This is a genomic window from Cryobacterium sp. CG_9.6 (genome assembly GCF_029893365.1).
Lineage (GTDB): Bacteria > Actinomycetota > Actinomycetes > Actinomycetales > Microbacteriaceae > Cryobacterium.
Window position 1 is genome coordinate 3260869 of the sequence record NZ_JARXUZ010000001.1, and the last position, 11737, is coordinate 3272605.

Annotated in this window: 11 protein-coding genes; 4 read left to right on the plus strand and 7 right to left on the minus strand. The window is 64.4% G+C overall.

Going from position 1 to position 11737, the window contains the following annotated elements:
- The first annotated feature begins 70 nt into the window (after window positions 1-70).
- The 3 genes from H4V99_RS15150 to H4V99_RS15160 are packed head-to-tail and all read left to right on the plus strand — an operon-like array spanning window position 71 to window position 2717.
- Window positions 71-1051 carry a zinc metalloprotease gene (locus H4V99_RS15150; RefSeq protein ID WP_280679683.1) on the plus strand — a complete coding sequence of 327 codons (981 nt, stop codon included), beginning with the start codon at window positions 71-73 and terminating at the stop codon, window positions 1049-1051.
- Window positions 1052-1105: 54 nt separating this feature from the next.
- Complete coding sequence (locus H4V99_RS15155) at window positions 1106-1399, plus strand: hypothetical protein (protein ID WP_280679684.1); 294 nt, start codon at window positions 1106-1108, stop codon at window positions 1397-1399.
- 31 nt (window positions 1400-1430) lie between these two features.
- Entirely contained in the window at window positions 1431-2717 is a 1287-nt protein-coding gene (locus H4V99_RS15160) for a M28 family metallopeptidase (RefSeq protein WP_280679685.1), read from the plus strand.
- 54 nt (window positions 2718-2771) lie between these two features.
- Here H4V99_RS15160 and H4V99_RS15165 read toward each other — a convergent pair whose 3' ends face one another.
- The 5 genes from H4V99_RS15165 to H4V99_RS15185 all read right to left on the minus strand — a co-directional run bounded on the left by H4V99_RS15165 (window position 2772) and on the right by H4V99_RS15185 (window position 9271).
- Window positions 2772-3386: a hypothetical protein gene (locus H4V99_RS15165; protein ID WP_280679686.1), complete on the minus strand. Its 615-nt coding sequence runs from the start codon at window positions 3384-3386 to the stop codon at window positions 2772-2774.
- Window positions 3387-3573: 187 nt separating this feature from the next.
- The gene (gene fdhA / locus H4V99_RS15170) at window positions 3574-4791 is read right to left on the minus strand and encodes a formaldehyde dehydrogenase, glutathione-independent (RefSeq protein ID WP_280679687.1); all 1218 of its coding nucleotides are present in this window, start codon (window positions 4789-4791) and stop codon (window positions 3574-3576) included.
- Between the two features lie 294 nt (window positions 4792-5085).
- Window positions 5086-7152, minus strand: coding sequence for a phenylacetic acid degradation bifunctional protein PaaZ (gene paaZ / locus H4V99_RS15175; RefSeq protein ID WP_280680158.1), 2067 nt, complete (start codon window positions 7150-7152; stop codon window positions 5086-5088).
- 41 nt (window positions 7153-7193) lie between these two features.
- Window positions 7194-8087, minus strand: coding sequence for a 3-hydroxyacyl-CoA dehydrogenase family protein (locus tag H4V99_RS15180; RefSeq protein ID WP_280679689.1), 894 nt, complete (start codon window positions 8085-8087; stop codon window positions 7194-7196).
- On the minus strand, window positions 8087-9271 hold the full coding sequence (locus H4V99_RS15185; RefSeq protein WP_280679691.1) for an acetyl-CoA C-acyltransferase: 1185 nt from the start codon (window positions 9269-9271) through the stop codon (window positions 8087-8089). Before H4V99_RS15185 ends, H4V99_RS15180 begins: the two co-directional genes overlap by 1 nt.
- 268 nt (window positions 9272-9539) lie before the next feature.
- Between H4V99_RS15185 and H4V99_RS15190 the strand changes: the two genes are divergently transcribed.
- Window positions 9540-10211 (plus strand): hypothetical protein, encoded by a 672-nt coding sequence (locus H4V99_RS15190; protein ID WP_280679693.1) that lies wholly within the window; start codon window positions 9540-9542, stop codon window positions 10209-10211.
- A 22-nt stretch (window positions 10212-10233) separates the two neighbouring features.
- Here the strand turns inward: H4V99_RS15190 and H4V99_RS15195 are convergent, their stop codons facing one another.
- Window positions 10234-11340, minus strand: coding sequence for a DUF2891 family protein (locus tag H4V99_RS15195; RefSeq protein WP_280679695.1), 1107 nt, complete (start codon window positions 11338-11340; stop codon window positions 10234-10236).
- Between the two features lie 13 nt (window positions 11341-11353).
- On the minus strand, window positions 11354-11647 hold the full coding sequence (locus H4V99_RS15200) for a winged helix-turn-helix domain-containing protein (protein WP_280679697.1): 294 nt from the start codon (window positions 11645-11647) through the stop codon (window positions 11354-11356).
- Window positions 11648-11737: the final 90 nt, after the last annotated feature.

Consider the following 11737-nt stretch of genomic DNA (forward strand, 5'->3'; position numbering starts at 1 on the left):
ACGCCGCAGTAACGCAAAACGGGTCAAAATATTGGAGTACGCACACCGTCTCTTTGGAAAGGAACACATCATGGCCGATGCTGTTGCACGCGACCTGCCCACAACGCGCTACTGCGCCACTCCCGACGTCTACACGAAGCAGCTGGCCGAGCAGCCGGGATTCGCGGAAGCCCGCCTCGCCCTGGACGTTGAGTCCCGGCAGATGGTGGCCCGCGGCATTTTCGCCGCTCAAACCGGTATTACGCGCATTCCCGTGGTCGTTCATGTGATCTGGAATAACGATGATCAGAATCTCTCCGACGAGCAGGTTCGGAGCCAGATTGACGTTCTCAATCAGGACTTCCGCAAGACGAACCCCGACATTTCCCGGCTCCCCGAAGCCTTCAAGGCTCTGGCCGAGGACGCTCAGGTGGAGTTCGCCCTCGCCACAACGGACCCGAACGGTGCGGACACCGACGGCATCACTCGCACGCATACGGACACCACATCGTTCAGTTACGACGACGCCATCAAGTTCGATTCGTCGGGCGGCAAGGACGCGTGGCCCGCGGACGCCTACCTGAACCTGTGGGTGGGTCGGCTGGGCGGCCGCCTACTCGGATATGCCCAATTCCCCGGAGGTGCGGCATCCACCGACGGTGTGGTCATTCTGAACACCGCCTTCGGCACCGTGGGAACGGCATCTTCTCCCTTTGGGCTGGGGCGCACCGCAACCCACGAAATCGGACACTGGCTCAATCTCAACCACATCTGGGGGGACGAACCCGGCTGCGTGGGAACTGACAAGGTGGAGGACACTCCGAACCAAGCCGATGCGAACACCGGGAAGCCCGAATTTCCCCATGTGTCCTGCAACAACGCGCCGAGCGGTGACCTGTTCGTGGACTACATGGACTACGTGGACGACGACGTCATGGTGATGTTTTCTGCTGGCCAAGTCGCTCGCATGCAGGCCTGCCTGGAGGGGCCGCGAAATACCTTCGAGATCCTGACGGACAGTTACGTCACCGAGAAGAACCGCCACCGTGGGTCGGGAGCCGATACAAACTGAGCCCCACCGCCTCAACACTCACCATTCCCCCTAGTGAAAGGAATAACCCATCGAATGTCGGCGATAAACCCGGAAGCATCCATCCCTGCTGGCGAGTGGACGCACTCGCAAGAGGAAGACCATGACGACATTCTGGTTTACCGCCCAGCGACGTCTTTTCCGTTCCCGCCCACGCGGGGCGGGAGAGACTCGCTTCGGGTGAGCGATGACGGCGCAATCACGGCCCTGTCCCCGGGACCCGATGACCGCCCTCGCCCCACCGGACTCCGGGCGGGGCTTGACCCAACATCCGAGGGCGTCATCGTCATTGAAGTGAACGACCACATTCTTAAAATTCGTCAGCCCTGACCACCGCTGGTCAGGCTGGAAAGCAGGGGCCATGTATACCTATGTCATTGTTCCCGCATCCGTTGATCTCGCTGCCGGGCGTTCGGCTCGGCGCGAACCGGGATTGAAGTGGTGTCGCTTTGGCGACCGGGTGATCTATTGGACAACCGGTGTCGCCGACTCTGCCGCCGGGCGTCGAGTGCGCACGCTGGGCACCGCGGAACAGTCGAGCCGGGGACTCCCCCACCTCGTGGTGCAGTCCGGCAATTCCTTTCGAGAAAATTTTCCCGGCATCCGCGTGATTGTCGACTGCGGTCGCTACCTGGCGGTCGAGCTCAGCGATGACGAGGTGCTGGCCGTTTCACACGGTTCCGGCGCAGACTACGGCGTTGAACCCCTCCCCCCGAACGTCACCGTTGTGGTCGAAGCGCGGCATGCCGGTCGACGCGCGCGAACCACTGACCTCGCACTGACCGTGCTCGCCGATCAGGTCTCCGCGACGCACCTTAAGGATTCCCTCCTCACACTCACCACATTCGGCACCCGACACTCTCTCAGTGAGGGGTACCGGCAGGCTGGAGACTGGGTCACGGAGGTGCTTCGAACCCTCGGATATGCGGTGACCCGAATCGCGATCAGCGTCGGGACGGGATCAAGTTTCTCGATCGTCGCCGACAAACCGGGCAGGCTGGGGAACCCCCAGCTCGTTCTGGTGACGGCACATCTCGACTCCATTAACCACGCGGACGGCCCGCTTGCCCCAGCCCCCGGAGCAGATGACAACGCTAGCGGGAGTGCCGGAGTGTTGGAGATCGCCCGAATTCTCGCCGACCGAGCGGATGATCAGGATCTGCGCCTGGTGCTCTTTGGCGGGGAGGAGGAGGGCCTGTTGGGGAGTGAGCAGTATGTTCAGGGCCTCAGTCAACGTGATCGCAACCGCCTGCTGGCGGTCATCAATATGGACATGGTCGGAAGCCTCAACTCGGCGAGACCCGCCGTGCTGCTCGAGGGTGCTCCCGTGTCGCAGGGACTCATTGATGAGCTTGCGGCCAGCGCGCACGACTACACAACGCTCGCCGTTGACGTCTCTCTCCACCCGTTTGCGAGCGACCACGTACCGTTTATCACTGCCGGGCTACCCGCCGTGCTCACCATTGAGGGTTCGGACTCCGCGAACCACAACGTTCACACTCGCGACGACACGCTCGCAACAATCAATTACTCACTGCTCTGCGACATCATCCGGATGAACCTCGTGACGACGGCAAAGTTGATCGGCACGAAGACGTCCATCAACGATCTGGAACGGTGGCGTCAATCCTCGATGGATCTCGACTGATTGGACCGGCACTGACTGGATCGGCACTGACAAGCGGGCCGTTTCCAGCCGCAATCAGACGGTGTCGGTGCGGTGTTCGCGACGACGATGTTCCCGGAGACCCTCTCGGATCTCCGTCGCTTCGCGGGCAGACGCCCGACTCTGCTGCTCCCGCCCGGTTTCACGCAGACACAGCGCGAGCGTGTCCAGGGAATCCGCGAGGTCAGAAGCCGCACGCTCCGAACCGGCCCGCTCCGAATCAGCACGTTCGGAACCAACACGCTCGGAACCAACACGCTCGGAACCAACACCGGGAATGGGCGTGCCTTCTGCGGGCCCGGCTGGACGCATCCGCTCCATTGACACCGCGCGCTCGCTGACGAAGAGTGCTTTGTCGCGGCGGCCCACCTCAACCAGCCGAAGAGCGAGAATGTTGAGCGCTCGTGCCAGGGGCTCTACGTCTCCGTCGGGATCGGCGTCAGCGAGCCTCTGGTAAATATGCACGGCCTCTTGGGCGGCCAGCAGGGCCTTGCGGGAGTTCAGGGCGGTCGATTGCCGATTGGACAGCCGCGTCAGAGCAAGGGCCAGATCAGATTCTCGGGCCGGGTCTTCTGCCGCCAAGAGGCGACACGCTGCCACGAGTTCTTCACTGACCGTTATCGAGCTGTCGTTCACTGACACCGAATTCACCTGCAACCTCCGTGGGTAACGCGTGAGGCCGGGATCGGCCGCATCACGGCCAGTATCGTGCGGTCTTCGCCTGCTGCATAGGCGTAGGCCTGTGTAAGACCCGAACGCCAGCGTGGCCCGCCTGGGAAACAGACACTCCGGGGGAAGGAATGTCCGGTCCGCAGACGGGCCACGACCAGCGAGACGGTTAGTTCTTTACATAGCCGTTCGGGTTCAACACATACTTTGTGGCTGCGCCTGCGTCGAATTCGGCGTATCCACGCGGGGCGTCCTCGAGGCTGATGGCCTTGGCGTTAACGGCCTTGGCGATCTGTACCTTGTCGTGCAGGATCGCCATCATGAGCTGGCGGTTGTACTTCATGACCGGGGTCTGGCCGGTCGTGAACGACAACGACTTTGCCCAGCCAAGCCCGAGCCGGATCGACAGCGAGCCGACCTGCGCGGACTTTTCCTTGGCGCCCGGATCTCCCGTGACATAAAGTCCCGGGATACCGAGGGCACCACCAGCGGCGGTGATGGTCATCAGGGAGTTGAGCACGGTGGCCGGGGCCTCGTGATCGGCGTCCTTGCCGTGACCGCGGGCTTCGAATCCGACCGCGTCGACACCGGCATCCACTTCGGGTACACCGAGGATCTGTTCAATCTGCTCGCCCGGCTCGCCCTTGGTGAGGTCGATCGTCTCACAACCGAAGCTGCGGGCCTGCGCGAGACGCTCGGCGTTCATGTCGCCGACAATCACGACCGCTGCACCCAGCAGCTGCGCCGAGACGGCGGCCGCGAGGCCAACCGGTCCGGCTCCGGCCACATAGACAGTCGATCCGACGCCCACACCGGCCGAGTACGCACCGTGGAAACCGGTGGGGAAGATGTCGGAGAGCATGGTGAGGTCCATGATCTTCTCCAGCGCCTGGTCCCGGTCCGGGAACTTGAGCAGGTTCCAGTCGGCGTAGGGCACGAGAACGTACTCGGCCTGACCGCCGACCCAGCCGCCCATGTCCACATAGCCGTAGGCGCTTCCCGGACGGTCCGGGTTCACGTTCAAGCAAATACCGGTCTTGCGCTCCTTGCAGTTACGACAGCGTCCACAGGAAATATTGAACGGGACCGAAACGATGTCGCCGACCTTGATGAACTCGACGTCGGGGCCGCACTCCACCACTTCGCCGGTGATCTCATGGCCGAGAACGAGGTCCATCGGGGCTGTGGTGCGCCCGCGCACCATGTGCTGGTCCGAACCACAGATGTTGGTCGTCACCGTGCGAAGGATGACTCCGTGCGGCACCTTGCGGCCGACGTTAGCCGGGTTGACGCCGGGACCGTCTTTCAATTCAAACGTGGGATAGTCGATGTCGATTACCTGGACTTCGCCCGGGCTCTTGTAGGCAACTGCTCTGTTGGCCGTCATGACGTACCTTCCTAATTCTTCAGCCGATCGCTTCCCCAAAAGGGCTGATCGACACGTGGATTTCTCAAGTGTGTTCGACAGTATGTTATTCGTTGTGCCTGACCCCAAACTGAGTGCTAGCTCGGAAAAAAGACCGCCGGACAGCTGAAGCCGCATCCGCGCCGGTTCACCGCCGTCTGCGGTTGCCAGTTCAGGAGATCCGGCCTCGGGCGCGCGCCCCGACCCCGGAAAGACGCGGGTCGCAGGTGTTCCGCACGCGGATCTCCTGAACTAGCGACACAGCTGCTGCTGGGGCTAGGCGTGCTTGGCCACCAGGGTGAGCACGTCGTAGGAGGCGACCGTCTCGTCGTTCTGGTTGGTGAGCTGCGCATCCCAGCGCACCTCGCCGTACTCGTCGGTCTCGCGCGGGGTGATCTGCTTCGCCGTGAGCGCCACGCGGATGCTGTCACCCGGCGACACCGGGGTGACAAAGCGCAGGTTTTCGAGGCCGTAATTGGCCAGAACAGGGCCCGGCGCCGGGTCAACGAAGAGCCCAGCCGCCCACGACACGAGCAGATACCCGTGCGCGACCCGCCCCGGGAAGAACGGGTTCGCGGCGGCAGCCTCTTCATTCATGTGCGCATAAAACGTGTCGCCGGTGAACTCGGCGAAGTGCTCAATGTCGTCGAGGGTGACGGTACGCGAACCCGACACGATCTGGTCGCCGAGCCGCAGTTCCGCCAGACTCTTTCGAAACGGATGCGTGTCGCCGGCCCGGGCCGTGGCCCCCTGATGCCAGATGCCCGTGATGGCGGTGAGCATGTCCGGGGAACCCTGAATGGCGGTGCGCTGCATGTGGTGCAGCACGGCGCGAATACCGCCCAGTTCCTCGCCACCGCCGGCCCGACCGGGGCCGCCGTGCACGAGCTGCGGAACCGGCGAGCCGTGACCGGTGGATGTGCGGGCGTCATCGCGGTCCAGCACCAGAACGCGCCCGTTGAAGGCCGAGATACCGGTCATCAGCGCCACGGCCACCTCCGGGTCGTGGGTTGCAATGCTCGTCACGAGCGATCCCCCGCCGCGACGAACCAGGGCAATGGCCTCCTCGAGGGTGTCGTAACCGAGCACGCTCGAGACCGGGCCAAACGCCTCGACCTCGTGCACGGCATCCGCTGCCACGTCAAAACGCAGCAGCATCGGAGCCACAAAGGCGCCGTCGGGGGCGGACGCGGTGGTGCCATTGGCGTGCACGATGGCGGGGGCATCCGTGGAGCCGATCACGAGCGTACCGCCGGCCGCCTGCAGCCGCGCCACCTGACGGAGCACCTCGGCGCGCTGCTCGGTGGAGGCGAGCGGACCCATGGTGACGCCGTCGGCGCGCGGGTCACCCAGCACGATGCGCTGCGTGATGCGCTGCTGCACGGCGTCGATCACGTCGCCCATGGCGGTGCGGGGCACGATCACCCGGCGGATAGCGGTGCATTTCTGACCGGCCTTCACCGTCATCTCGGTGACGACCTGCTTGACGAAGGCGTCGAACTCGGGTGTTCCGGCCGTGGCGTCGGTGCCGAGCACCGAGGCATTGATGGAGTCGGTCTCGTTCGTGAACCGCACGCCACCGGTTTGCACGGAGTCGCTCGAGCGCAGCTTGTCCGCCGTGGATGCCGACCCGGTGAAGGCCACCAGGTCGCCGAGCCGCACATCGTCAAAGAGGGTGGGCACGCTTCCCGAGACGAGTTGCAAGGCGCCCTCGGGAAGCAGACCGGACTCGACCAGAATGCGCACGAAGGCTTCGGCCAGATATCCGGACGGCGTGGCGGGCTTCACGAGCGTGGGCACTCCGGCGAGGAATGCCGGGGCGAACTTTTCGAGGGCTCCCCACACCGGAAAGTTGAACGCATTGATCTGCACGGCCACGCCCGGCAGGCGCGAGTAAATGTGCCGAGCTAGAAAGGATCCGTCTTTCGAGAGCAGTTCCACGGGGCCGTCCACATAGACCGTGGCGTTGGGCAACTCGCGGCGCCCCTTGGACGAGTAGGTGAAGAGCACGCCGATGCCGCCATCGATGTCCACCATCGAGTCGATCTTCGTCGCCCCGGTGCGGCTCGAGAGCGCGTACAGCTCTTTTTTGCGCTCGGTCAGCACCAGCGCCATCTGCTTGAGCAACAGCGCCCGCTGGTGAAACGTGAGGGCGCCGAGCGAAGCCTGCCCCACCGTGCGGGCATACTCCAGCGCGGCCGCGAGGTCGAGGCCCGCCGTACTCACGCGGGCGACAACCTCGCCAGTCGAGGCGTCACGCACGTCGATTGCAGCGGATGCCGCAGAATCGTCGGTGGGAACAAACCAGACTCCGTTCACGTAGCTGGGCAGAATCTGTGTCATGAGCGGGGTCTCCTCGGCGGTGAGAATGGGCGAAACGGTCATTAGTCGGTGGGCCAGGTGTAGAAGCCCTGACCGGACTTGCGTCCGAGCTTCCCCTCCGCCACGAGGCGGCGCAGGAGCGCGGGCGGTTCGAACCGGGCGCCGAGCTGGGAATGCAGGTACTCGGCGATGCCGAGTCGCACGTCGAGTCCCACGAGGTCGGTGAGTTTGAGCGGACCCACCGGATGCTTGTACCCGAGCATCATGGCCGCATCAATGTCTTCGGCCGACGCCACGCCGTCCTCCAGCATGCGAATGGCCTCCAATCCGAGCGCAACCCCGAGGCGCGAGGACGCGAATCCCGGCGCATCGCTCACCGTGATGGGGGTCTTGCCGAGGGCGCTGACCCAGGCTTGGGCATCCGCTATCAGCTCGGGCGAGGTGTCGCTCCCGGCAACCAGCTCCACGAGACGGGAGGCGGGCACGGGGTTAAAGAAGTGCAGTCCGAGAAAGCGCGCGGGGCGTTCGAGCTCCGCCGCCAGATCGTCGATGGAGATGGAGGACGTATTGCTCGCGAGGGCGGCATCAGGGCTCAGCTCGGCCTCGACCTGCTGCAGGGCATCCACTTTGATGGCCCACACCTCGGGGACGGCCTCGACGACAAGCTCCCGGTCGGCGAAGGCCGCGAAGTCCCAGCCCACCTGCAGGCGGTCGGACAGGTCCGCGTGCGTCTCCCCGGTGGCACCGCGGGTGATGCTTGCCGCCACGGCGCGGAGCACCCGGTCCCGGGCCGCCTCGGCCTCAGCCTCATTGCGCTCCACCAGGGCGACGTGCGCCCCTGCGAGCAAAAAAGCGTGGGCGATTCCGGCCCCCATGCGTCCGCCGCCGAGCACCCCCACCCGATCGGGCACACCATTTTCACCGCGGTCGCCAATTTCGAGTCCTACTGTGGTCATCAGACACGCTCCAGGATGAGGGCCGAGCCCTGACCAACGCCCACACACATGGTGGCCAGTCCGTGCTGGGCATTTTCACGTTCCATGCGACCGAGCAGAGTCACGACGAGTCGTGCTCCACTCGAGCCAAGCGGATGGCCGAGGGCGATGGCGCCGCCGTCGCGGTTGACGATACTCTCGTCCAGTCCAAGGCGGCGGATGCAGGCCAGCGACTGGGTGGCGAAGGCCTCATTCAGCTCAATCGCGCCGAGATCGGCGATGCTCAAGCCGCTGCGGTCAAGCACCTTGCGGGTGGCGGCGACCGGTCCGAGACCCATGATCTCGGGAGCGAGCCCCACACTCGCGCCGAGCACGATGCGCGCGCGTGGCACGAGACCGTAGCGCTTCACGGCCTCGCCACTGGCCACGATCACCGCAGAGGCGCCGTCGTTGAGGGAGCTGGCATTGCCTGCCGTCACCACGGAGCCACCGGGCACGATGGGTCGGAGCGTCGCGAGGCCCTCAAGCGTGGTGTCTCGGCGCGGCCCCTCGTCGACCAGCACCTCGCCGTTCTTCGTGGGAACACCCACAATTTCGTCGACGAAGTGCCCCGCATCGATGGCGGCGGCGGCGCGTTGCTGGCTCTGCAGCGCAAAGGCATCCGCTTCGGCGCGCGTGATGCCGTCGATCCGGGCTACCTCTTCGGCGGTTTCGCTCATTGAAAAGGTGGCCTTGTCGCGTGCGGCGAGGCGTGGGTTCACGAACCGCCAGCCGATAGTGGTGTCGAATTGCGGGCTCGGCTTGGCCCAGGGGCGCTCGGGCTTACCCTGAACCCAGGGGGCGCGGGTCATCGATTCGACGCCGCCAGCCACCATGAGGTCAGCATCTCCGGCGCGAATGGCCTGCGCGGCCATGGTGATCGCCGACAGCCCGGACGCACAGAGACGGTTCACGGTGATGCCCGGAATTTCGTCGGGCAATCCGGCAAGCAGGGCGGCCATGCGGGCCACGTTGCGGTTGTCCTCACCGGCCTGGGTGGCTGCACCAAAGATGATGTCGTCAATGAGTGCCGGGTCGATGCCCGCACGGCGCACCGATTCGGCCACGACCAGCGCGGCAAGGTCATCGGGGCGAACGCCCGCGAGCACTCCACCGTAACGACCCACGGGCGTGCGTGCTCCTCCAACGAGGTAGGCCTCGGCCATGGTTTCTCCTGACGACGGTGTCTGCGGTGTGTTGCCTGAACGAAATCATAACGGGGAATTAGTAACCGACCGTTCGGAAAGTAATTCTGGCAGATCCGTGGCTGTGCGGCAACCCTGCACTTTCTTCACCATAGCTGGGGAGCCATTGACAGGCTCGTTGACCGGGCCATAATCGGAGCAGCTGAGCCACTGAGTGCCCTGCTGCAGCGAAATCATGCGTGGCGATAGTTCTGTAGCGATCCGCATCTCCGACCGAAAGAGGACCGCCGTGAGCGCACCGACCGACCCAGGGTCCGCCGACGAGTCCGATGACACGCAGCCCATCGATCTGCCAGGGACGGATACGCAGCCCATCACCATGAACTCACGCCCCCAACTGCCCCATTCCGCCGCAATTCTGGGCGTGATTGGCGTCGACGGCCACGAGGGAACCGGCAAGTCCACCATCGCGCGCGGTGCCGCGCGGGCGCTGCATGCCTCGTTTCACCGTCCGTTCGGTAACGAGCGTGGCACACTGCTGGCTCACGCCAGCCAAGCGGGAGACACGGACGGCGTGCTCCGCGTGGGCGAGGCCGCTCTGACAACCGCGATCCATCGCGCCGGTTCGATGCGTCCCGTGGTGCTTGAGCGCTCGTGGCTGACCGTGGGATCGCTCCTTCCTGACGACGTGTTTTACGAGCGCTGGCAACTCTGGATTCCGACCATCCTCTGCTGGGCCGATCTCCCCAGCACCCTGAAGCGACTGGGGCACCGCACCGCACCCGCGGCAACTATTGCCCGCCATGAGCACCTTATCGAGCGCTATCGCACCATGGCGGAAGATCGCGGCTGCGTCATTGTGGACACCTCGCACACGACCGACGACGAAGCCATCGCGGAGGTCGTGCGCGCTGCTCGACGACTTCTCCACTGGACCGCGACCCCCGCCCTGCAGTCCTGACCTGCACTGACCTGTTTCAGAGTCAGTACCTTTCGTTGGGGTGCACAGAAGTGTGAGTAGCTACGAGACGCTCGGTGGAAACGAGAGCGTCCCACGCGAAGGTTGCCAGCCAGTGTGTCGACATGAAATCAGGGGCGACGGTGGCCGCAAGCCCCGCCCGCAGCAGTGGTTCGAGTGCGGCCTGCAGTGCACGAGCACCATCTGAACGGATGCCGCCGGCCGCGTTCTCGGTGCTCTCAAGCGTTTCGAGAATACGCGCGACCTGTCCCGCGCGGGAGAGATTCAGGCCGTGCAGGTGCACGAGATACCCGTCGCTTTCATCGGTGACCCGAACAGGTTGCAGAATGCGCGAGTCGGCAGCCAGTCCCGGCAGAAAAGCGGTAAACCAGTCGTTGAACTCCTCCGGGCCAAGGACGCGGCGCATGAGGTCGGCCTCGCTGAGGCCGGCGGAGAGAAAATCCTGCCCGCTGAGCTCCCAGTCGGCAGGCCAGGCCACATCGGCTCGAAACCAGGCGCGTGCCGCGCTCGCGCATGCCGCAGCCGCGTCGGAGTGCCCCAGCGTTCGGAAGGCATCGAGCATCAGCCCAAGTCCGAAAGCAGAATTGGTGTGCAGACCGTGCCGAACGGGCCACTCCGCAGCGGATGTCCATGCCACAGCGAGGTCGGCAACCACGTCAACTGCGGGCGCCAACGCGGAACCCCACGTGCGAATCTGGGCATCCGTTGACGTTGCGCACGCTGCCGCCAGGCGTAGGAGCCAGGCCCAGAAATAGGGCCGCTCCCAGCCGGGGTGTGCACGCAAATACTCCGCTTCAACGAGCAGGTTCTCTGGCGTGAGGGTGGCACTCAGCGCGGCACGGAGCGCGGCATCGCGGGAGGCAGAGAGACCGTGTTCCAGCAACGTCACCCCGAGATAGTGCATGTGCACGCAGGAATGCCAGTCGAAAGACGTGAAGAATGCGGGGTGAATCTGCTGCGGATACGGCCGGCCCTCGGCGGACAAAACGGTGTGATGAGCCGAGTGGGGAAAAGGGCGGGCTAGATTCTCGAGCACGATATCGGCATAACGCGGCGCCGCGGCGGCAAGCGCGGTGCTCCCGGATACCGGTGGTGTCGACGTGTCAGTCATCGCCCACCCGGGATTAGCTCGTGGGGGTGGCTGTGTGAGGGGTAAAAGCGGCGAGGAGTTCGCCGATGCGATGGTCGCTGTCGAGGGGGTGCCGGAGGGGCATGGCCGGGTTCAGAAGATAGCTGTTGCGACGCCCCTCGCGCACACGCTCCAGGTAACCGGCCTCTTCGAGCTCACTAATAATGCGTTGCGCGGCGCGCTCGGTAACCCCCACCATGTCGGCAATATCGCGCAGGCGAGTGTTCGGATTCTCGGACACGCAGAGCAGAACGTGGGCGTGATTGGTAAGGAAAGTCCAGTGCGCCATACGCCGATCCTATCGGTGCCACCCGAAGATATCCCCAAACGTTTCTCCGGAATCAAATTACGTGCTATGTTTTTCCTGTTTTAGTTGACG

Excerpts from the sequence above, each read along its gene's own strand:
- H4V99_RS15150 (WP_280679683.1), top strand. The coding sequence starts at position 71 with ATGGCCGATGCTGTTGCACGCGACCTGCCCACAACGCGCTACTGCGCC.
- H4V99_RS15155 (WP_280679684.1), top strand. The coding sequence starts at position 1,106 with ATGTCGGCGATAAACCCGGAAGCATCCATCCCTGCTGGCGAGTGGACG.
- H4V99_RS15160 (WP_280679685.1), top strand. The coding sequence starts at position 1,431 with ATGTATACCTATGTCATTGTTCCCGCATCCGTTGATCTCGCTGCCGGG.
- fdhA (WP_280679687.1), bottom strand. The coding sequence starts at position 4,791 with ATGACGGCCAACAGAGCAGTTGCCTACAAGAGCCCGGGCGAAGTCCAG.
- paaZ (WP_280680158.1), bottom strand. The coding sequence starts at position 7,152 with ATGACACAGATTCTGCCCAGCTACGTGAACGGAGTCTGGTTTGTTCCC.
- H4V99_RS15180 (WP_280679689.1), bottom strand. The coding sequence starts at position 8,087 with ATGACCACAGTAGGACTCGAAATTGGCGACCGCGGTGAAAATGGTGTG.
- H4V99_RS15185 (WP_280679691.1), bottom strand. The coding sequence starts at position 9,271 with ATGGCCGAGGCCTACCTCGTTGGAGGAGCACGCACGCCCGTGGGTCGT.
- H4V99_RS15195 (WP_280679695.1), bottom strand. The coding sequence starts at position 11,340 with ATGACTGACACGTCGACACCACCGGTATCCGGGAGCACCGCGCTTGCC.
- H4V99_RS15200 (WP_280679697.1), bottom strand. The coding sequence starts at position 11,647 with ATGGCGCACTGGACTTTCCTTACCAATCACGCCCACGTTCTGCTCTGC.